Annotated in this window: 18 protein-coding genes; 12 read left to right on the top strand and 6 right to left on the bottom strand. The window is 53.0% G+C overall.

The genetic code is table 11. The features are described from left to right. Window positions 1-111: 111 nt before the first annotated feature. A complete protein-coding gene (gene asnS, locus ACOYJL_RS03270; RefSeq protein ID WP_433568781.1) occupies window positions 112-1,521 on the top strand; it encodes an asparagine--tRNA ligase in 1,410 nt (469 codons plus the stop codon). A 111-nt stretch (window positions 1,522-1,632) separates the two neighbouring features. On the opposite strand, the gene ACOYJL_RS03275 is transcribed toward asnS, so the two are convergent. Further along, window positions 1,633-3,012 (bottom strand): sucrose-6-phosphate hydrolase, encoded by a 1,380-nt coding sequence (locus ACOYJL_RS03275; protein ID WP_433568782.1) that lies wholly within the window; start codon window positions 3,010-3,012, stop codon window positions 1,633-1,635. A gap of 93 nt (window positions 3,013-3,105) precedes the next feature. Next, window positions 3,106-5,076, bottom strand: a complete 1,971-nt coding sequence (locus ACOYJL_RS03280; protein ID WP_433568783.1) for a glucose PTS transporter subunit IIA — start codon at window positions 5,074-5,076, stop codon at window positions 3,106-3,108. A gap of 372 nt (window positions 5,077-5,448) precedes the next feature. Between ACOYJL_RS03280 and ACOYJL_RS03285 the strand changes: the two genes are divergently transcribed. The 7 genes from ACOYJL_RS03285 (at window position 5,449) to ACOYJL_RS03315 (ending at window position 12,350) form a co-directional block, all read left to right on the top strand. Further along, window positions 5,449-6,252 carry a YebC/PmpR family DNA-binding transcriptional regulator gene (locus ACOYJL_RS03285; protein ID WP_433568784.1) on the top strand — a complete coding sequence of 268 codons (804 nt, stop codon included), beginning with the start codon at window positions 5,449-5,451 and terminating at the stop codon, window positions 6,250-6,252. 144 nt (window positions 6,253-6,396) lie between these two features. Next, window positions 6,397-7,050, top strand: coding sequence for a YveK family protein (locus ACOYJL_RS03290; protein ID WP_433568785.1), 654 nt, complete (start codon window positions 6,397-6,399; stop codon window positions 7,048-7,050). 3 nt (window positions 7,051-7,053) lie between these two features. Next, complete coding sequence (locus tag ACOYJL_RS03295) at window positions 7,054-8,016, top strand: CpsD/CapB family tyrosine-protein kinase (protein ID WP_433568786.1); 963 nt, start codon at window positions 7,054-7,056, stop codon at window positions 8,014-8,016. Window positions 8,017-8,043: 27 nt separating this feature from the next. Further along, a complete protein-coding gene (locus tag ACOYJL_RS03300) occupies window positions 8,044-8,685 on the top strand; it encodes a tyrosine-protein phosphatase (RefSeq protein ID WP_433568787.1) in 642 nt (213 codons plus the stop codon). Window positions 8,686-9,342: 657 nt separating this feature from the next. After that, window positions 9,343-10,167 carry a sugar transferase gene (locus ACOYJL_RS03305; protein ID WP_433568788.1) on the top strand — a complete coding sequence of 275 codons (825 nt, stop codon included), beginning with the start codon at window positions 9,343-9,345 and terminating at the stop codon, window positions 10,165-10,167. Window positions 10,168-10,169: 2 nt separating this feature from the next. After that, complete coding sequence (locus tag ACOYJL_RS03310; protein ID WP_433568789.1) at window positions 10,170-10,970, top strand: DUF4422 domain-containing protein; 801 nt, start codon at window positions 10,170-10,172, stop codon at window positions 10,968-10,970. A 129-nt stretch (window positions 10,971-11,099) separates the two neighbouring features. Beyond that, window positions 11,100-12,350: a hypothetical protein gene (locus ACOYJL_RS03315; protein WP_433568790.1), complete on the top strand. Its 1,251-nt coding sequence runs from the start codon at window positions 11,100-11,102 to the stop codon at window positions 12,348-12,350. A gap of 12 nt (window positions 12,351-12,362) precedes the next feature. Here the strand turns inward: ACOYJL_RS03315 and ACOYJL_RS03320 are convergent, their stop codons facing one another. Next, window positions 12,363-13,061 (bottom strand): hypothetical protein, encoded by a 699-nt coding sequence (locus tag ACOYJL_RS03320; protein ID WP_433568791.1) that lies wholly within the window; start codon window positions 13,059-13,061, stop codon window positions 12,363-12,365. A gap of 80 nt (window positions 13,062-13,141) precedes the next feature. Continuing rightward, window positions 13,142-14,341 carry a glycosyltransferase family 4 protein gene (locus ACOYJL_RS03325; RefSeq protein ID WP_433568792.1) on the bottom strand — a complete coding sequence of 400 codons (1,200 nt, stop codon included), beginning with the start codon at window positions 14,339-14,341 and terminating at the stop codon, window positions 13,142-13,144. A 433-nt stretch (window positions 14,342-14,774) separates the two neighbouring features. On the opposite strand from ACOYJL_RS03325, the gene ACOYJL_RS03330 reads away from it, so the two are divergent. The 4 genes from ACOYJL_RS03330 to ACOYJL_RS03345 are packed head-to-tail and all read left to right on the top strand — an operon-like array spanning window position 14,775 to window position 19,848. Beyond that, entirely contained in the window at window positions 14,775-16,247 is a 1,473-nt protein-coding gene (locus ACOYJL_RS03330; protein WP_433568793.1) for a lipopolysaccharide biosynthesis protein, read from the top strand. Then, window positions 16,240-17,217 carry a glycosyltransferase family 2 protein gene (locus tag ACOYJL_RS03335; RefSeq protein ID WP_433568794.1) on the top strand — a complete coding sequence of 326 codons (978 nt, stop codon included), beginning with the start codon at window positions 16,240-16,242 and terminating at the stop codon, window positions 17,215-17,217. The genes ACOYJL_RS03330 and ACOYJL_RS03335 overlap by 8 nt, the downstream gene beginning before the upstream one ends. A gap of 3 nt (window positions 17,218-17,220) precedes the next feature. Then, window positions 17,221-18,531, top strand: a complete 1,311-nt coding sequence (locus tag ACOYJL_RS03340; protein ID WP_433568795.1) for a hypothetical protein — start codon at window positions 17,221-17,223, stop codon at window positions 18,529-18,531. 57 nt (window positions 18,532-18,588) lie between these two features. After that, window positions 18,589-19,848 carry a nucleotide sugar dehydrogenase gene (locus ACOYJL_RS03345; protein ID WP_433568796.1) on the top strand — a complete coding sequence of 420 codons (1,260 nt, stop codon included), beginning with the start codon at window positions 18,589-18,591 and terminating at the stop codon, window positions 19,846-19,848. 105 nt (window positions 19,849-19,953) lie between these two features. Here the strand turns inward: ACOYJL_RS03345 and ACOYJL_RS03350 are convergent, their stop codons facing one another. Beyond that, window positions 19,954-20,622, bottom strand: a complete 669-nt coding sequence (locus ACOYJL_RS03350; RefSeq protein WP_433568797.1) for an NUDIX hydrolase — start codon at window positions 20,620-20,622, stop codon at window positions 19,954-19,956. Then, window positions 20,603-21,820, bottom strand: a complete 1,218-nt coding sequence (locus ACOYJL_RS03355; protein ID WP_433568798.1) for a hypothetical protein — start codon at window positions 21,818-21,820, stop codon at window positions 20,603-20,605. The genes ACOYJL_RS03350 and ACOYJL_RS03355 overlap by 20 nt, the downstream gene beginning before the upstream one ends. Window positions 21,821-21,930: the final 110 nt, after the last annotated feature.

Consider the following 21,930-nt stretch of genomic DNA (forward strand, 5'->3'; position numbering starts at 1 on the left):
CGGTCAATTTCACGCCCGCGCGGGGGCTTCCCGGGCGGGTGCTTTTCGCAGAGGTGCTATAAGATAGGGCGGCTTGACGAATCTACAGTGCTCTCAATCGAAGGGGTTCCAGTGAATCGTACGAGAATCGCCGCTCTCTACGCGGACATGGACCAGCTTGGCGGTGCCGAGCTTACCGTTGCTGGATGGGTGCGTTCCATCCGCGACATGAAGAATTTCGGCTTTGTCACGCTGAACGACGGCAGCTGCTTCAAGGACCTGCAGGTCGTACTGAACAAGGAGAAGCTCGGCGACAGCGAGTATGCCAAAATCGTCTCGCAAAACGTCGGTGCCGCGCTCATCATTACCGGCACGCTGGCGTTGACGCCCGAGCGCCCGCAGCCCTTTGAGCTTCAGGCTACCAAGATCGTGGTCGAAGGGACCTCCGCGCCCGACTATCCCATGCAGAAGAAGCGCGCCACACGCGAGTTTTTGCGCACTCAGCAGCACTTGCGCAGCCGCACAAACCTGTTCCGAGCGGTCTTCCGAGTGCGCAGCGTCGCCGCATTTGCCATCCACACGTTCTTCCAAGAGCGCGGCTTCGTCTACGTGAATACGCCAATCATTACCGCGAGCGACGCCGAGGGTGCCGGCGAGATGTTCCGCGTGACCACGCTCGATCCTGCAAACCCGCCGCTCAAGGAGGACGGAACGGTCGACTGGAGCAAGGACTTCTTCGGCAAGCCCACCAACCTCACCGTTTCCGGTCAGCTGCAGGCCGAAAACTTCGCCCTCTCCTTCGGCGACGTCTACACCTTTGGCCCCACCTTCCGTGCTGAGGACTCCAACACCCGTCGCCATGCCGCCGAGTTCTGGATGGTCGAGCCCGAGATGGCCTTCTGCGACCTCGCCGGCGAGATGGACGTCTCGGAGGACATGCTGAAGTTTGTCATCAAGTATGTGATGGAGCACTGCCCAGACGAGATTGACTTCTTCAACCGCTTTGTCGACAAGGGTCTGAAGGATCGCCTGACCCACGTGGCAACCTCCGACTTTGCGCGCGTGAGCTACACCGACGCCGTCAAGATTCTGGAGGACGCGCAGGCAAACGGCGTCAAGTTTGAGTACCCCGTCTCGTGGGGAACCGACCTCCAGACCGAGCACGAGCGCTATCTGACCGAGAAGCACTTCAAGCGTCCCACCTTTGTGACCGACTACCCGCGCGAGATCAAGGCCTTCTACATGCGCCAGAACGACGACGGCAAGACCGTGGCCGCGGCGGACTGCCTTGTCCCCGGTATTGGCGAGATCATCGGCGGCTCGCAGCGCGAGGAGCGCCTCGATGTGCTCGAGCAGCGCATCTCCGAGCTAGGCATGGACAAGGAGCAGTACAAGTACTACCTTGACCTGCGCCGCTATGGCGGCTGCCACCATGCCGGCTTTGGCCTGGGTTTTGAGCGCCTGGTCATGTACCTTACCGGCGTCGACAACATCCGCGACGTCCTGCCGCACCCGCGCACCGTCGGCAATGCCGACTTCTAAGGCTCAGCCGCGATATCGGTCCGTAACAACCGGCCCCGGCCTCCGCGAAAACGTGCGGATGCCGGGGCCAATTCCGAAAAGCGAAGTTCGCGTGGCGCTGGGTCGCCGAGCCTAGAACATGCCGCCGATCTCCCAGGCGTTAGCCTTCTGGCAGTTGGTGTGCAACGAAACCAGCAGCGTGTCGGCGGTGGGGAACCACCTGGTAGAGATGACGCGCTCGCCGTGGTTTGCGTACGCCTCGACGGTGGAGCCGTCCACAATCACCCGCAGCTCGCTCAGGCTGTCCAGCGGGCACCTGCGCAGGTCGCGGCCGCAGCCTCCCTTGCCGGAGAAGCCAAGCACAAGCATCCCGTCGGCAAAGTCGAGCGTCAGGTCGTTGTCCAGCGACATGTGCAGCTCGCCCTCTATGCCTTCGAGCACGATGTCTGCATAGTGGCGGGGGAGAATTGCGCCCGCGCTTGCAGAGATGGGCTGTGCGGAGATGCGTTCGAGCCCAAGCTCGCGAACCGGCCACTGGCGCAAGAGGCCGTCGGGGCCGACTGAGAGCTCGCGCGGCAGCGTGAGGCAGTGGCACCACTCAAGGCCGTCGGGCGCGGAGCTGTAGTCGACGTCTGGCATGCCCATCCAGCCAATCAAGATCACGCGGCCAGAATCGTCAACAAACGACTGCGGCGCATAGAAGTCGGGCCCAAAGTCAAGCTCCACGAACTTGCTCTCGTCGACGACCTCGGTATCAACCAAGCGCCCGTCCAGCGGGAAGTAGCCCGACTGATAGATGTTCTGCCAGCGGGTGGGCTCGGACGGAAGCCCCTGCGGCGAGACGGACAAGAACTCGTGCCCGTCAACGCGCAGCACGTCGGGGCACTCCCACATGTAGCCAAAGGGGCGCTCGGACTCGATCCTGCGCACCAGCTCCCACCGCTCCGCGTCGTCGGAGCCGTAGAGAAGTACGCCGCCCACGTCGTCAGACCTGCGCGCGCCGAGCACCATGTAATAGCGCCCATCCTGCTCCCACACCTTGGGGTCGCGCACGTGGCGCGTGAGGTCGGACGGGTAGTCCTCGGGGCGCAGCAGCACCTGCTTTTCCGAGAAGTTCTCGCCGTCCTCGCTGGTGACCATGATCTCGTTGGCGTCGCGGCCGGTGTGGATGTGGTCGCCCTCGTACTTGACGTTGCCGGTGTAGTAGAGGCGCATCAGGTCGCCGCCGTCGGAAGCCGCGCCGCCCTGAATCAGCGCGGACCCCGAGTACACGCCGTCGGCGTCCTCGGGGATGGACGGCATGAGGGCTGCGCCCATGTCCTCCCAGTTCAGAAGGTCGCGGCTGCGAAAATGCCCCCAGCCCTTCTTGCCTGCCTTGGGCCAAGCGGGATCGTACTGGTGAAACGCGTGGTAGTAGCCCCTAAACTGGCAAAGGCCGTTTGGGTCGTTGAGCCATCCCGTACGCGGAGAGAGGTGAAAACGCGGTCTCCAGCTTTCGTGTGCGGATGCCATGCGGCCTCCTCCTTCCAATTGCATCTTTTATATCAACGATTATAAGAGCGGGCGCCCCGAAGGACGCCCGCGCAGAGGCAGTGCACAGCCAAGCTACTTGGTGGACACGAGGTCCTCGCCGGCGGTGACATTGCCGGTCTTGAGCTGCTTGACGTCGGTGTAGGCGTCGGTGTTGGTGATGACCATCATCGTGGTGGTCTTCTTGTCGGCTGCCTTAATGGCGCTCAGGTCGACGTCCATCAGAAGGTCGCCCTTCTTGACCTTGTCGCCAGCCTTCACGTGCGCCGTGAACGGCTCGCCCTTCAGCTCGACGGTGTCGATGCCGATGTGCAGCAGGACCTCAGCGCCGGAGTCAGAGAGCAGGCCAACTGCGTGGCCGGTCTCGGCAACAAGCGTGACGGAGCCGTTGACAGGGGAGACGATCTTTCCGTCGGCGGGCTCGATTGCCGCACCCTTGCCCATGGCCTCGGAGGCGAACATGGGGTCGGAGACCTCGGTCATCGCGATGGCGGTGCCGGTGACAGGAGCTGCGATGGTCTCGGCGGAGACGGTAATGGGGGCGTCGTCGTCGACGGTCTCGGCAAGAGCCTCGGCCTCGTCGGCAGCAGCCTTGTCCTCAGCCACGATTGCGTGCTTGTCGGTGGCGACGGCCTTCTTGTCCTCGTCCTTGTAGGCGACGGTGGTCAGGCCGAAGGCAACGCCAAAGGCGACGGCGAACATAACGATGTACTGGATGGGCTGGGTGATGCAGAGCAGGATGCCGAAGATGCCGGTGACGCCGGTGCCGGAAGCGGCAAGCTGGGTCACATAGCAGACCAGGGCGCCGCAGGCGGAGCCGATCATGCCGCAGACGAACGGCTTCATCTTAGGCAGGTTGACGCCGAAGATTGCAGGCTCGGTGATGCCGAGCAGGCAGGAGATGCCGGAAGGAACGGCGAGGGACTTGGTCTTCTCGGACTTGGTCTTCATGGCAACGGCCAGGCAGGCGCCGCCCTGGGCGATGTTCGCGGAAGAAGCGATGGGCAGCCAGTAGGTGACGCCAAGCTGGGCGAGCATCGAGACGTCGATGGCGGTGTACATCTGGTGCAGGCCGGTGACGACAGAAGGCGAGTAGATAAGACCAATGATGATGTAGCCAATGCCAAGAGGCACGGAGAGCAGGAACTGGAGCAGGTAGAGGATCTCGTTCTCAAGCCAGACGAAGATGGGGCCAACGAAGAGAATCGTGATGTAGGCGGCCAGCGAGACGGAGACGAGTGGGGTCACAAAGAGGTCGAACATCTCGGGGACAACCTTGTGCAGACGCTTCTCAAAGAAGCACAGGATCCAGACGCCAACCAGAATGGGGATGACGTGGCCCTGGTAGCCGGTCCACTGGATGGAGTAGCCGGGGAACACCTCGTAGTAGATCATGGTGCCGTCGGCGATGGCGGTTGAGGCGTTGTAGGCGTTGATGAAGTCGGAGCTGATCAGCAGTGCGCCAAGCGACGCGCCCAGGTACTGGTTGCCGCCGAAGACCTTGGCCGCGGAGAAGCCAAGCAGGATTTGCAGGTTGCCGAGTGCGCAGGCGTTGATCAGGCTTGCGATCTTCCACCAGACGTTATCGGTGTCGAGAAGGAAGAACCCTGCGCCGCCGTCCGCTACGGGCGTGCCCATGTACTGGATGGCGCTCATGATGCCCATGAGCATGCCGGATGCGACGATTGCCGGGATGATGGGCACGAAGACGTCGGAGAGGACCTTGATTGCGCGCTGGAACGCGTTGCCCTGCTGGGCGACGATTTCTTTGTTGTCGGCGGTGCTGCCGGCGTTGACGCCCAGGGCGATGAACTCGTCGTACACCTTGTTGACGGTGCCGGTGCCATAGATCACCTGGAGCTGGCCGGAGGCCTCAAAGTTGCCCTTTGCGCCGGTCGCGTTCTCGAGCTTGTCCTTGTCGATCTTGCTGTTGTCGGCAATGACAAGGCGAAGGCGCGTTGCGCAGTGCGCTGCGGAGACGACGTTGCCCGAGCCTCCCACCGCCTCTAGTACCTCTTTCGCTGCCTGTTTGTAGTCAAGTGCCATGTGTCCTCCTGACTCCCTATCCTTACCTGCTTGTTCGGGCAGTACTGACGAAATAGTGAAAACGTTCTCACGTCTAATTACTGCTATTTTCAGGCATATGTGAGAACGTTTGTGAAATCGTTCTCACAAACAGATATTAGCCAATTGCAAGTTGAATGCAAAGTTATGTCATGGAAGTCCGCGAACGGTAGAATATCGACCGCCAACGGCATAAGGCACAATCAGGAAAAATTGAACTCCCTGTGTGGACGTAGGAATTTCCTGCGTAAAGGCGTTGCGCTCTCGTTCTGAGAGAGTAATATTGCAAAGGTTATAGAACGAGGATTTTGTGCGACGTTAGAAGTTCGCGCATTCTATTGATAGGAGATGTGCATGTCCGGACACTCTAAGTGGGCTACCACCAAGCACAAGAAGGCAGCGATTGACGCAAAGCGCTCCTCGCTGTTCTCAAAGCTCTCGCGCAACATTACCGTTGCTGCCAAGCTTGGCGGCGACCCTAACCCGGACAACAACGCCACGCTTGCCGCGGCCGTCCAGCGCGCCCGCATGGTCTCGATGCCCAATGCCAAGATCAAGGCCGCTATCGACAAGGCTTTTGGTGCCGGCGCCGATGCCTCCGTCTACGAGGAGATCACCTACGAAGGCTATGGTCCCGCAGGCGTTGCCCTCTATGTTGACTGCCTGACTGACAACAAGAACCGCACCGCGGCCGATGTCCGCTCTGCCTTCGTTCACTCCGGCGGCAACCTGGGCACTTCTGGCTCCGTTGCGTTCCAGTTTGAGCGCAAGGGCTCCATCGCCGTCGAGAAGATCATCAAGTCCGACGAGAAGAAGGTCCCCGACAAGGAGAACGCCGTCGACGAGGAAGAGTTCATGATGGCCGTTGCCGAGGCCGGCGGCGAGGACTACGAGGATGCCGGCGACCAGTGGATTGTCTACACCGCCTATGACGCGATGCAGGACGTGGCCAAGGGCCTTGAGGACCAGGGCATTGAGGTCAAGGGCTCCGAGCTCACCATGGTTCCTACAACCCCCGTCGACGTTTCCGTTGCTGACGCCAAGAAGGTCCAGCGCCTTGTCGACCGCCTCGAGGATCTTGAGGACGTTCAGAACGTGTACACCACAATGAATATGACAGACGAGATCGCCGAGGCGCTCGCCGAGGATGACGATTAGCCGTTTCTTTTAGCGGCGTCGGCCAATACCGGCGCCGCTTTTTTCTGTCTGTTTTCGCGTGAGGCTGCGCGAGGGCTTAGACTGTGGTCCGAAGACGTTTTTGCAACTCTGATTGCATGAATTCTGCCTAGGGGAATTGATTCCATGACTCTTGTCGAGCTGTTTCACCTATTGCGCAAGCACCTGCGCTTTGTGATTTTGGTACCTGTTATATGCGCCGCGGTTACCATGGTCTACTGCCTCTTCTTGCCCAATGAGTACACCGCCAGCACGTCCATGTACGTCCTTTCAAAGACGAGCGATGACAGCAGTAACGTCACGCAGAGCGACCTCAATGCCAGCCAGATGCTGACCAACGACGTTGCCACGCTTATTGAGTCTGACCGCGTGAAGAACGACGTTGCCTCGCAGCTTGGTCTCTCTAGCCTTAGTGGCTATGAGATTGACGTCACCAGCTCTACCAGCACGCGCGTCATTGAGCTTTCTGTTACGGGCTCCGATCCGACGACGACGGCAGACGTTGCAAACGCTCTGGTAGGCGATACCTCTAACGTCGCTGCGGAGGTCATGAACGTGCAGTCCGTCAATGTTATCGATGCCGCAACGGCACCAACTTCTCCTTCAGGTCCGAACCGTATGCTCTATATGGGTATTGCTTTCTTGGTTGGTCTTTTTGCGGCTATCGTGATTGTTGTCATTGCTGATATTGCGGATACTCGCGTGAGGAACAGCAAGGACGTTGAGGATCTCGTTGATTTGCCAGTTGTTGGACACTTTCCTAATGTTGAGGGGATGTAACGGATGCCAGGCAAAAAGAATCGGGAGCAGCAGGGTCAGATTGTTGCGAATTCCGCAAAGACCCTCTTTGCCAACATTCGCTTTATGAGCGTGGACAACCCTGTTCACACTATTGCCATTACGTCTTCGGTGCCTAATGAGGGCAAGACCTTTGTCTCGACGAACCTTGCCTCGGCCATTGCCTCCTCTGGGGCGTCTACGCTGCTTGTGGAATGCGACATGCGCCGTCGCAGCGTTGCCACCCGTATTGGCGTGCATGCCCAGTTCGGTCTCTATTCGGTGATTACCGAGCAGGTGTCGATTGAACAGGCGGCAGTTCAGACATCGACGCCCAATCTGTATTTTCTGGATGCAGAGCCTCATATTCCAAACCCGTCGGACATACTCAACTCCCGCCATTTCCAGCGCTTCTTGGACAGCGCGCGCGAGCGCTTTACCTATGTAATCTTTGACACTCCACCTGTTACTACCTTTGTCGATGCGGCGGTTTTGGGCACCAAGGTCGATGCTGTCCTGCTTGTTGCCCGAGAGAACTTTGTCAAGCGTGCTGACGTGATGCAGGCAGTAGAGCAGCTGAAGGCCTCTGGCTGCAATCTTGCAGGCGTCATCATGAACGGCTGCGACTTTGGCAAGAACAACAGTGGCTACTACTCGTACTACTACGAGAGCGGCTCTTCTAACAAGGGCGAGAGCGGAGATTCCTCTGCGCCCAAGTTTGTAAAGGCTCCTACGCAGCGCCCGGAGCGTAGGCAGGCGCAGAATGTATCGGCTAGTTCTGAGGGCGGTGCGCAGCAGTCAGTTCCCGCCGGACCTCCCTCTCGTGAGCAGCGTCAGGGGTCCAGCCAGCGCAAGAGAACCCATATGGCTACCCCCGATGACACCATCGTCTACCAGCAGCTAGCCCAGCAATCACGTGCCGCGCGCGCGGGTCGTACAATCAGGACCTACGAGGACGACGAGTACTAAGCAAGAAAAATAGGGGGAGGGGTCATCATGCACGATATCCACTGCCACATCCTTCCCGGTGTGGACGATGGCGCGCGCACGATGGAAGACTCCCTCGCCATGCTAGAGGCGGCAAAGGCGGCGGGCGTTACCGAGATAACGTGCACGCCGCATTGTCGTGACCCGTACTTTGACTTCAACGCCATGTGGCAGGCGTTCTACGATTTTCAGGACGCTGCTGGAGACTTTCCCGTGCATATGGGCTTTGAGGTCAACCACCGCAAGCTTATGGAGCTCGGGCTCGACTGGGCGCGCGTTCTTGCCTGTGACGGTACGGCCAACTTTCTGCTTGAGCTGTCGGTTAACGCGTCCCCATCCCGCTTTGCAGACTACGAGCGCACGATCTTTGAGCTGCAGGGCATGGGCTACCATATCATCATTGCTCACCCAGAGCGCTACGTTGCCATTCAGCGCGACATCTCAATTGCGCAGGAGCTTGTTGACATGGGCTGTGAGCTTCAGGCATCTGCAGACTTCATTGAGGGCGGGAGGCTTGGCGCAGAGAAGCGCCCTGCTATCAAGATGCTGAAACAGGGGCTGTACTCATACATCGCGAGCGACGCTCACAACGTGAAGCATTACCGCTGCCTAGAGCACGCCATAAATAAATACGCGAAATATTTGGGATAGGTAGCATTTATCTGCTGACTTATGCTTTAAGATTACAAAAACTTTATAGAAAATATCATGAGACCTATTTTCAATAGTTTTTAATGGAGCTACTCAGCTAGACTTAAGACAAACACTAGGACATGACTGTTGACCTCAAGAGACCTCCGGGGGTGGTTTCTGCTTGTCGCAGCTTAACTGTTACAAGTTCACTGCCATTACTGATCATATGAGCGTTTCTACTCTGAGGTCCATTCTATTGGACGAGAGTGTCAGTCGAGGTATAGACACCACAAAACGAGGATGGAATACCTTACTTTTTAGGGCTGGCAGTCTCGTCAATCATTCAGGGCCTTTTTGGTGTCTTTTCAATAGGGATGCGGTATATCGGAACGCCCCTTGAGCTTTTCCGATGGTTGCATAGCGGCAGAGATTCCTTTGGAGCCAATTCGCATCGATGAATTATTCGAGAGTGGGGGCTGAATTCTCAAATCTTGAATAAGAACCTGATGCTTCTTGCGAAATGTATGGCTTTCGATTTTAATGAATCTTGAAAAGTTCTTGAAACCAACTCTAAATACTCAAGAATCTTTTCGGCTGCACCATCGATGAATATAGGTTTCTCTGAAATGGCATTCGCTTGTTTTCTATTACGGCACGGATAGAACTGGGGTTTAGATGGCTTCGCTTAAAAAAAGAAATGTCGCGTTGGCTGTTGGTGGTCTGGCAGCCGCTTGCGTAGTGGGATACACCGTTCTGAATAGCAAGGGCAATGAGGGCGCGAGTCCCAAGCAACCAGACGAGCCAAGCGAAGAGGAAGCTGAGTTTCAGCCAAGTCCAGAGAGGCTTGCCCGACGGGAGCTTGTCGATCGCGAGAACATGCGCGCCGTCTATGCCGCGAAGCCCCTGTCATACAAGGTAATCAAGCGCGTCAGCGACGTTGTTCTCTCGAGCATTGCTCTTGTCGGCCTTTCTCCAGTATTTGCTGCGACTGCAGTTGCAATTATTGCCGAGGACGGTCGTCCAGTTATATACGCTGGCGAACGACCCGGTAAGGACATGAAGCCCTTCCCTATGTACAAGTTCCGTAGCATGTACAAGGACGCCGATGCCCGTCTTAAGGACTTGCTGAAGGACAACGAGCAGACAGGCGCTGCCTTCAAGATCAAGAACGACCCGCGTATCACGAAGGTGGGCGCGTTTATTCGCAAAACCAGCATCGACGAGCTCCCTCAGCTTGTGAACATCATCAAGGGTGACATGTCCATCGTCGGTCCTCGCGCAATTGTGCCCGTTAAGGAGTTCACGGAACATGAGAAGCAGCGCCAGATTGTCCAGCCTGGTCTGACGTGCTATTGGCAGGTCAGCGGTCGTTCGAATGTTTCTTGGGAGGATTGGGTCGAGCTTGACTTGGACTACATCCAGGACATGAGCCTTCTGACCGATGTGAAGCTGATTCTCAAGACCTTTGACGTTGTTCTCAGAGGCGTGGGGAGCTATTAAAGATGAGCGTAAAGATTGTTGTAGTCACGCATAAGCAGGCGCCGATGCCCGAGGGCGACCTTTACCTTCCGCTGCAGGTGGGCAAGGCTTTGCATCCTGAAGTCGATTTGGGAATTGCATGCGACAACACCGGCGACAATATCTCGGCCCTGAATGACAAGTATTGTGAGCTTACGGGTCTTTATTGGGCATGGAAGAACGTCGATGCAGATTTTATCGGTCTTACGCAGTACCGCAGAGTGTTTGCGTCTTCCGGCATGGTAAGGGCATCTAGCGACCAAGAGAAGCTTCGTTACGCGCTCAGTAAGAGCGAGGCAGAGGAGCTGTGTGCAAGAAGCAATCTCATTCTTCCCAAGCCTCGCAACTACTACGTGAAGACGCTCGCAGGACATTTCCTTGGCTGCAGCTTTGCCGAGGAGGATGACATCGAGCGTTTTCGTGCATCGGTTGGGTCTGTCGACCAGAGCTACCTTCCCGCTTTTGACGAAGTCATGGAGCGCACTCAGGGTCATATGTGCAACATGTTCATCATGAGCCATGAACTGCTTAACCAATATTGCCCATGGCTTTTTGCCGTGATGAAGGACCTGGACGAGAGGCTCGATCCAAGCAGGACGCGAATGCTTGGATATTTTGCCGAACACATGCTTGATATATGGGCTACGAAAAATATGGTGCCGTATCGAGAGGCAAATGTCCTCTACCTAGATACTGACAATGAAATCCGTAAGAGAATCGGATATGCATTCAGGCTTCTAGGCATGAAAGATGCGTCTGAGAAAATTGTCAATAGAGCAAAATAGTCATTTTCAGGCACCGTATTAGTGAATAGCAATAAGAATGTTGAACCCATATGTAATACTCGGAGAGTGGTGTTACGGCGGGTTCAATTCTTTGTATTGAAGTAATTTCTGTTGATAATGAGGCAGCTCTTGAATAGCGTCGAAAAAATGGATCGTCTACGCAATGATTCTGATGAATTATGCAGGCTTGATTACTATGAGTTGACAGGCTATAGATGTTTGGGACCGATGCTGCTTGGTATGGCTGAGTGGCTGATTGACAACGTGAGAAAGCAAAATTCTCATGACATCTATTTCCTGGCAAGAGATGGCTATATCGTAAAGCGTGCTGTCGACATCCTTCTTTCGCAACTAAGTGTTGATGACATTCATACTCACTATTTATATGGCTCAAGAAGAATGTTCGGAGTTCCATTGCTGGTAAATTGGAACAAATATCAGGACGCGATAAATCTTTTTGGTCCTAAGCCAAGAATCAAAGCTGAGTCATTCTTAAAGGTGATGGGTCTAGATGACAGAACACTGCCTGAATATGCAATAGGACATGAATGCAGCAATCTAGACTTGTCAAATGATGAGGTATTTCAACATCTATTTGTTGATTTTGAAGACGATATTATTGCGAATGCCAATGATGAGTTCGTTCATCTAAAGACCTATTTCAAACAAGAGGGTTTATTTGATGTCTCTGATCCGATAATTGTCGATATTGGGTGGGCTGGAAATCTCCAAACGTATCTTCAGGAGTTTGGCAAACTTACTAATGCTCCATTTGCAAATGTCCATGGATATTATCTTGGTCTAAATAATAGGGCGGCGCGACATCCCTCGAATATTTCATTCGGTTACTGGTTTGACTACAAGAGGGGAGATGCAGATAAGGCAGCGCCTTTTCGCGGTCTAGTCGAACTCTTCTTCTCATATAGTGAGGGATCTGCGAAACGTACTGTTTCCGTTGATGGTCAGGAGAAACCAGTTCTGAAAGAATATGAGTTCTCTGGGTCACCAGACCGTGAAAAAGAGAGCAAAAGACTTATTAGCATTCGAGATTCGGCGGTTCGATTTGTGGAGAAAGCTGCGGCTGAAAAATTGGATACCAATAACTTGCCGTCAAGTTATTGCTGCTCTTTTCTTGAGGAGCTAGGTTACAATCCAACAAAAAAAGATTTGGCGGCATTTTCAGGTCTGCTGTTTGAGGATAGTGGCGAGTATTTACCTCTGATACCAAGTGAAGGTAATATCCGCGATATCGTTAAACAGTTCTCTTCATCGCAGTGGAAGGCTGGCTATCTTCAAAAGTACATGCCCCTTTGTACAAATTGGGGAAAAAGATTACTGGATGTGAGAACTTTCTTAAATCCGTTCTTTGGAAAATTCTAATGCCCCATATTTTCAGTTAATGCGTACTGAAGAATTTTCGCCGTTCCTGTTGATAAGGAAAGGATGAACCCCTGCCTTACGTGCTCCATGGTAGTCAGGCAAGAAGGAGTCTCCTATGTGGAGTAGTTGAGATGGTTTAGGAATAGAGCATTCCCTGACTGCTATCTGAAAAAGTTCTCCAGTCATCTTAGTAGCCATAAATTCAGATGAAATAAATACGGGCACGTTTTCAATATCGTATCCTGCTGAAGCTAGCACATTAGTAATAAATTGCTTACCTAAATACATGTCAGAGATTAGAAGCACTGTATGTGAGTCTTTTAACTTGTCATAAATCTCTCCAACATCGTTCCTCCTTCTTAAGACTTTCCTCTCGACTGCCAGCTCTTCAGTCATGAGAGAATCCACCCTCGAGGATACTTTCGGGTCTAATTTAATCATTTCCGAATATATATCGGCGAGATGGATTTCTTTAGCATTGCCTCGCCGAGCCATTTCTTCAGCCCTTGTTCTTAGCTGGACATATTCTGCGGGAGTAGTCCATTCTTCGCGTTTTCCGATCTCTTCAAAAACGGTCGTAGGAGATCCTGTTGTTCTCATTAAAAGTGTGTCGAAAATATCAAAACTGATGTATTGATAGCCTTCCGCCTTTGCAAGAATCTCGCCGGTGCTATGTACTAGATGTTTATAAAGGTTTTCTTTGATATTCATAACCATTCACCGGTGAGTTAGAGATTTTAGCTGGAAATGTCGGACATCAGATTTGATAAAAAAGTACGATATCGAAAGCTTTATGCGAAATTAGTATTTGTCAATACATCTGTATATAGATTCATAATCTCATTGGCAACGTCTTCGGGAGTTCTGACGGAAGAAGCTGGCTTTGAAAGCCTTATTCTGAGAGATTTGTCCTGGAATACCCTAACAAGGCACTCAGCTAATGAGTCTTTTCCACAGGGGTTCGTATATAGAAGTCCAGTTTCCTCGTGTTTAAGCAATTCAGGAAAACTTCCGGAGTTTTTTGCGATTGTTGCCAATCCAGCTGCTCTGTACTGAAGAATTACGCGACCAAAAGCTTCGGCTCGAGAGCATGCAACTCCTATATCGTACTTATGCAAATCTTGGGGAACAGTATTTGAAATTCCATGTAGTCTAACCATGTTTTCCAGCCCATGCTTTTTGACAAAAAGTTGAGCTCTAAGTGGAAAACCATTGCCATATACATCAACTAAAAAATGACTGCGTAATTTTGCGGGGAGGCTATCCAATGCCTCAAGAAGATCTCTCACGCCCTTGGCATCTCCATATCCTCCAAGAAAGATGCACCTGAGAATTTTCTTGTCTGCGTTCCGGTCTTCCTCGCTCTTTACTTCAATATTTGATGTATCAACTCCGTTGTAGATGACTTTTATCTTTTTCGCATCTGCACCACGCTTCGCCCAATTGGCTTTTACGGATTTTGAAACAGCAATCATTGCGGTTGATCCATCAGAAATAAATGTTGCAGGATTGCTGCGGGTGCTGTAACACTTGAAATCCTCAAAAGAGTTTTCGCGCAAATGGCAAATATGTGGGATTCTATTGCGAGCTGATAGTAAGATGCCTAAATCATTCCTTGGCACATTGGTGTGGATAAGATCAACGGTAGAAAAATCGACATTTCTTTCGGCAATTTCTACCGATTTTGTAAGATTTTTTCTCCACTCAAGCGATTGGGAAAAAGTGTCGTAAGTGGTTTTCAACAAGTATGAAGATTGAGGTATAAGAAAGTCTCCGTGACCGGTAACTACGCTATGAATACCCAATTTTGCTAAGCGATCGTTCAGGCTAGATTTCTTGGGTGTAAGTGCGATGCACTCCGTACCATAAAGTTTCTTGAGTGCGGTCATTACCTCTACGAGGCTACTCGTTGCTCCGCCTTCGATGGGGGAATCTGCCACAAAGACAACCTTTTTAGGATATGCGGTCCCTTCGCTGAGCTGCTGATTCATAGTGATTTCTCGAATCTTTCGTCTATTGAGTAGAGATAGTTAGTATAGATAAAGCTTACTACGGTATTGTATTGGCTTGTTGTTGTATTTCATAACGCTGAGTTGTAATCATTGATACTGATTTCAACTTTCCTGTACGCTATTTAATTGCTCGCGATTACTTGGGCTTCATCTGTTTCCGAGTATCACGACTCTCATGAGAGGACAACTTTTTGCTAGGATCGGTAAATTGAACGGGCAAATTCATATTGGAGAATCTGGATAATTTCACCAATTGTTGTGCTTTCAGTTCGCAAATCTACTTGTGGATTGGATCGTACAAATTTTGAGATGCTTCTTTATTCGTTGATGTCAAATTCTTTGTAAGATTTATTTCAGACTGACTATTGTTGCATCAAATGAGTGCGACAGGGGCTTTGATTGGTGGTGCAATGTGAAAAGAGTGAAGGCGCAGAAATCCGCCAACATGCTCTCCGCTCTTAAGATGCAGCTTGTATCGAAGTACTCGAATGTAGTGGTTCAGCTTATCGTAACGATGGTGCTGGCCCGTCTTCTGACCCCAGAGGAATACGGGACTGTGGCTGTCGTGACGGTATTTACCTCGTTCTTTTCGATTCTTGCCGACGTGGGCGTCTCTACGGCAATCATCCAATACAAGGACCTCGAATACGAGGACTTCAATGCGCTATTTTTCTTTTGCATGATTCTTGGGCTGGGGCTCGCTGCATTCTTTTGCTTGCTATCGCTGCCCATATCTATGATTTATAACGAAGGAGAGCTAATACCGCTGTGCTGCTTGGCTTCCCTCTCCGTTCTCTTTGCATCAATGAATATGGTTCCTAATGGCGTGCTGATGTGCGAACGGCGATTCTCTGCCATCAGCGTACGCCTTGTTGTAGCTAGTCTTGTTTCTGGTGTTGTTGCCATTGCTCTTGCGGCGGCGGGGGCAGGGTGCTATTCGCTTGTTTGGCAGTCTGTTACATCCTCAGCGGTAATCTTGGCTTGGAACTGTGCCGCAACGCATGTGAATCTAGGCAATCGTCACTTTGTTGCTCCGCTTAAAAAAATCTGGCGTTTCTCGATTTACCAAGCTGGATTCAGCACCATCAATTACTTTGCAAGGAACCTCGACAATCTTCTTGTCGGGGCAATCATGGGCTCTGCGCAGCTTGGGCAATACGACAAGGCATACAAGCTCATGGGTTATCCGCTGAATTACCTTACGGGAATTTTCAGCGATGTGCTGCAGCCCTATCTCTCTGAATACCAAGACAACAAGAAGAAGCTCTATGAGAGCTGGCTTAGTATCTGCAAGGTGCTGGCTCTTGTCGGAATGTTTGTCACCGCAGTGTTTATATGCTTTCCACGCGAGATTATCTTGGTAATGTATGGCGATCAGTGGCTACCAGCGGTTCCGGTATTGGCTGCGCTGGGACTCTCTGTGGGAGTACAGATGGTCAACACCACCTCAGGAGCCATCTTCCAAAGTGCTGGCAGGACCGACCAGCTCTTCAAGTCGGGCGTCATTTGCACTTGCGTAACAATAGTGGCAATCCTCATTGGAGTCAGCACGGGGAGCATAGCCTTGCTTGGTCTCTGCGTATCCCTTGCGTATTTTGTCCATTTGTACATGACTGCGCTATTGCTTGTCAAAGGGGTGCTTGGGGTGAGGGTGTCCTCATTCCTGAAGAGTTTTCTTCCTTCGATTGCTGCCGCTATTGCAGCAATTGGAGTTACATATTTTGTCGGATGGCTTACGAGTGGATTGACAACCGTGCTGAACGTTGTGATACGTGCACTTGTATGCTGCTTGATCTATGGCTTTGTAATGCGGCTGACTGGAGAGTGGAAATCTCTGTCGGTTTTCCAAGAGATGAAGAAGATTGGAGTAGAAGACAATGACTAGCGGAGAAATGCACGCTCCAGTAGTTTCTGCTCTCGTCGTGACGTATAACCGAAAGAAGCTTCTGGAAGAAAGCCTTGCGGCTATTGCTGCTCAGAGCTATCCAGTCGTTGAAATTGTCGTCATTGACAATGCGAGCACTGATGGAACAGCCGAGCTCTTTAGTGGCGATGGTTCTTTGGCCAAGTGCGACCTCATTAACTACCATCGCATGGACACCAACCTTGGTGGCGCCGGCGGCTTCAAAGAGGGGCTGCGTATTGCTTCGCAGTCCGGAGCTGACTGGGTATGGCTTATGGATGACGATTGCATCCCCTATCCAGATACGTTGCGCAATCTTGTAGACGCTGCAGAAAAAGCCAGGGACCGTGGTATCGATCCGTCGTTCCTTGCGAGTACCGTTTTTGGACCCCAAGGGGAGCCTATGAACGTGCCCGTTGTAGACTCTCGTCCGACTTGCAATGGCTATCCGGACTGGTATATGGGGCTGGAAGATGGAATGATTGAGATCGAATGCGCGACGTTCGTCTCGCTTCTTATTAATTGCACCGCGGTCTACAATTTAGGGCTTCCCGTTGGCAGCTTCTTTATTTGGGGAGATGATACGGAGTACACGACACGTCTTACGCATAACTTTGGTCCAGCTTATCTTGTTGGCTCTAGCCGTGTATTGCACAAGCGTGCAAATGCGAAGAGTTTGAACATCATGAATGAGGACGATCCCAAGAGAATTAAGAACTTCCGTTATCTGTATCGCAACAATCTCATAGTTCAGCGTTTTCACTACGGAAGGAAGGCTGCAACTAGACTTGCATTGCACGACCTTAAGGAAGCTTTGGGGTGCCTAGTATCTGGTAGAGGTAACTCTGCCATCCGCTACGCTCGTTCTGAAGCAATTATCACGGGCATGTTTGAGTATCTTGGTGGAGAATATGACCTTGAGGACCTTGGCAATCTTGCACGGAGGCCTTAATAGATGAACGCAATAGTAGATTTCACTTCCTCAAAGAGAAATGCGTCTTACCTTGACGTTGCCAGCCTGTTCGCCCGCGTATTCATTTTGGTCGTTGTTGGGTGTCTTGTGCTCTCGGCTAACACTCTTTATGCCAACGTCGGAGATAGGAAACTTCAAGTTGCTCTTTGTGCTGTTTGTTTTCTTAGCTCCTTTGCCGCATCTCTTTTGCTTTGGCTAAATAAACCTCTGTCAGTTAGCTTTTTGACCCAATGGCTCATATACGTCGCCTATGTAATGTTTGCATATATGTGTGTCGGCATGCTTACTGGCTCATTTGGCGGGAAACGTATGGCGATAGCTGCTGGAAACCTTGCCATAGCTCCTTTTTTTCTGAAGATGCTTTACGAGAGTGATAATCTTGAATTCACTATCAATGCCTTTGTCGTGACTGTCGTGTTTCTCGCCATTGCGTCTGATGTGCTCTGGGTTCTTGGTCCCATAGCCAATATTATTCCGTCAAACTGCGAAATTATGAGCTCTTGGGGAAGCGCTTGGAGTAGTTATGGGCGAACTGCCACAGCGAAACCTGGCTGGTATGGTCTCCTATTTGTTACTCAGACATCTGATGATTTTGGCGTTTCTATTGTGAGAAATACGGGCATCTATTGCGAAGCCCCTATGTACTCTTATGTACTGTGTATTGCTCTCATTGCTGAAAAGTATTTAAGACGGAATCCACGCCCGTCTGTCTGCATAATTCTCGGTATAACAATTTTGACAACAATTTCAACAACGGGAATTATTTGCTTGCTACTGATCATAGCGCAGACTATTTACTCAATGGCAGATAGACTATCTCCAAAAGTAAAGACATTACTTCGAATCCTTTTCATCCCAGTTCTTGCCGTAACGGTAACAATGATTTTTTTCCTATTTAAGCAAAAAATTGACTCGCCTTCAGGCGGAGGTATTACGAGGGTAGATGACTTCGCCGCTGGCTTTAAAGCTTGGCAGAATAATTTGCTGGTAGGTAACGGATTTGGTGCAGACGAAGTTATTCAAAGCTATATGAGTAGCTTCAGAAGCGGCAATTTGGGATTCAGCAACGCGCTTATGGACGTACTTGCCAAGGGCGGCCTTCTCTGGTTTTTCACTTTTGTTCCCGGAATTGTGGGATTCTTCCATATGGAGCGGAAGCAGACGTTTGGAATGCTCTGCTTTCTCTTCATTTGGACAATTACAAATGTGGCGATTCTGCCCATTACGCTTTTTTGCTTTGGCGTTGGCAGCGCCACCGTCTTCTCCGATGGTCAAGGCTCAAGAAACGTGTAGAACTTCTCTCGTAGACGCACGCGCATTACCGGTCGCAAAGTAGGTAAGGGGTTACTGATGAAAATAGCGGTTGCGGGAACTGGCTACGTTGGACTATCACTCACAGTGTTGCTTGCACAGCACAATGAAGTGCGTGCAGTGGACATCATTCAAAGCAAGGTTGATAAGCTCAATCGCTTCGAGTCACCTATACGCGATGCTGAGATTGAGAGGTTCCTGTCAGAGGCAAAAAGCGGGAAGCGCGAGCTTCATTTTTCTGCGACGCTCGATGCGGACAAAGCCTATGCAGGCGTGGACTATGCCGTCATCGCTACTCCCACCAACTACGATGACGCTACAAATTCATTCGATACGTCATCTGTGGAGGCCGCCATTGCTGCGGTGCGCAAGGTGAATCAGACGGCATGGATTGTTATCAAGTCGACGATTCCCGTTGGCTATACCGAGGGGCTGAAGGAGCGCTTGGGTGACGAGAAGATCTTCTTCTCTCCGGAGTTCCTGCGCGAAGGGCACGCCCTCTGGGACAACCTTCACCCGAGCCGCATTGTGGTAGGAGCTCCAAAGGACGATTCTGAAGCCGTGGAAGCTGCCAAGAAGTTCGCCTCCCTTCTTGCCGAGGGTGCGGATCCTTCGGAGCGCGAGCGCAAGAATGCTGACGGTACGACCGGAATTCCCGAGCTCGTGCTTGGCACTACTGAGGCTGAGGCGGTGAAGCTCTTCGTAAATACTTATCTCGCTCTTAGGGTTTCGTATTTCAACGAGCTCGATACCTACTGCGAGGTAAAAGGTCTCTCCACGGCTGACATCATTCACGGCATCTCGCTCGACCCGCGCGTTGGGGATTTCTATAACAACCCCTCTTTCGGCTATGGCGGATATTGCCTGCCAAAGGACTCCAAGCAGCTTCTCGCAAATTACAGGGGCGTGCCTCAGGACCTGATTCGTGCCATCGTAGACGCCAACGACACCCGCAAGGACTTCATTGCCGATCAGGTGGAATCGCGAATCGTCAAGCTGGTATACGAGGGCGTAAACCAGCCAGTGGTCGGCGTCTATCGACTTACCATGAAATCAGGCTCTGACAACTTCCGATCGTCTTCCATTCAAGGCGTCATTCGTCGCCTGCGCGACAAGGGCATTCCCGTTGTGGTCTATGAGCCGACGCTTGCGGATGATGAGTTCCTCGGATGCAAGGTGACACATGACGCGGCGGCGTTCAAGGATCGCTGCGACGTGATAGTGGCCAATCGTTGGAGCGATGAGCTCTCTGATGTTGCTGATAAGGTCTATACGCGCGATCTGTTTAGAAGAGACTAGGAAGGCGAAGCAGTTTATTCTATTTGGGTCCCCAGCCGGTAGCGGTACCAGTCGGGGACTTTTCTTTTCGAAGCAGCGTTTAGTCCTCCCAAACGTTGTGGCACCCTATGCCCTTTGCACACTACCTTCTACCAGCGTAAACGCGGCAATCGTGAAGCCGTCCTCAATCTCGCCGGACGCGATCTTTGCTCGCAGCTCCTCTGCCGTCAGCTCCACTGCGTCTTGGATGCCCTCGTGGCCGACGTTGGCGTCGTAGCCGTCGATGTCTACCAGGTAGATGCCCACGACAGACGAGGTGAGGCCGCTGTCGGGAGTGACGTCCCCCACGAGCTTGGCGTCTCCGCGCGGGGTCGCGCGAAGCTCCTCGGATAGCTCGCGGCTCACGTCCGTCTTGCCATTGGAGTCAAGCTCCGAGTGGCCGCGCGGGAACCCGAGCTGCTCCTGCCTGATGGCATGGCGGCCCTGCCTTAGGAGCACGTACTTCTCGCCATGCCTCGGGACGATCACCACGCCGTTTCCTGCGGTGGGGACCACTCGCTCGTAGGGGTAGCAGCCCTCGCCAGACTCTACGGGGTCCACCACCAGCGTGTTGTACTGGCTCTCGTAGACGATTCCGAACTGCTGCCCCAGCTTTTCCGAAGTGGCTATGACGCGCTTCTTGGCGTCGCGCTCGCTGAGGTCTGCCAGCGGGTAGTCGCCTACAGGAGCAAAGAGCTGCGCGTTCTCGGGCTTGCTGCGGAACTTGATGTAGGCACTAAGCGGCTTTGGCGTCACATATTGGGATTGGCCGCTCCACAGACGGGCTCTCGCGCTTGCCGGTGTCCTTTTGCTCGCTGGCACCTTCTATCCCTGTCTTTCTCAGGATTGTGTGCGTGGCGTCGGAGCAGAGCTGCCCTATGCTGCCGAGCGCCTCGGAAAGCGAGAGGAAGCCGTCGATCCTGTCAGATATGAAGTTCGTCACGTACTCCGATATCAGGAGGAACAGCAGCGTCTCGACGATGCCGACCACGGTCGTGTGCAGGGGAAGCTGGTCGTCGAAGAGGTCCTGGAACTCGTTCATCCCCAGCTCGATCAGGCAGGCGATGAGCACGCACAGGAGGGCAAAGCCTATGCGCGTCCAGATGCGCGACAGGGTGAGCCTGCGCTGGTCTTGGCGCTGCATCTCCTGGTGGAACTCGTAGCGGGGGACGAAGACCTGCGAGCTTGGTGACGGGTCGGGCGCCTTTGCGTAGCCGGCGTAGCGCACCATGTCGCGGATGTCGGGGAGCGTGCCTGCATAGCGCTCGGCCGGGAACTGCTCGAACGTGTTGCTCTCTGGCTGCAGGTAGCGCTGGGAGTTCTCGACGCCATCGCCCCAAGTCTCGTTGAGGCGCGCTACAAAGTCGGAGCGGAACGTGTCGCCAGTCTTGCCTTTGGAGGAGAGGTCCTCGACGTCGTAGCGCTTGGACGAGTTGCAGATGCTGATCTCGCAGGCGTAGTTGTAGCAGAGGTCGACGATGGCCTCGGCGTACTGGTAGGGCTCGAGCGCGGTTGCGGGGACTTTGCCACTTTTCTCCCTTAGCTGGCGCAGGTACTCCGAGCGGTTGTTGCCGTGCTCGGCGTAGATTTTGAGCCCGCGGATGACCTGGACGGCCTTGTCCCAAGGGCCGGTAGGCTTGGGGCTTGCGCCATGGCGCATGCCCAGGGCGGCCTCGAGGATGTTCCACATCTTGAGGTCTTTGTAGTCGTTGGCGTCCCTGGGCGGCAGGTAGGCATCGCGCAGGGGGCTGATGCGCAGGACGATGGAGAGAAGCCAATAGAGGTTGTGCAGTATCTCCCGCATCTCGCTTGTGTCGATGGCGCTGGGGTGCGTCTTCCCGTGCTCGTCGGTCACGGTGAACAGGTCGCGCAGGTCCTCCTCGGAGCGCATGCGCTCGTCCTTGTCGCCGATGTAGCCCAAGATCTCCGAGAGGTCGGTGATATGGCTGCCCAAATTCAGACACGTTTGAAGCCGAGCTAACGAAAGCCCTAGGATGTGCCGAAAGGCACGGAAGGGCTATTGCCATGAGCAAGACGACGAGAAGGAAGTACGACCCCAAGTTC

The organism is Tractidigestivibacter sp. (assembly GCF_050946515.1).
GTDB lineage: Bacteria > Actinomycetota > Coriobacteriia > Coriobacteriales > Atopobiaceae > Tractidigestivibacter.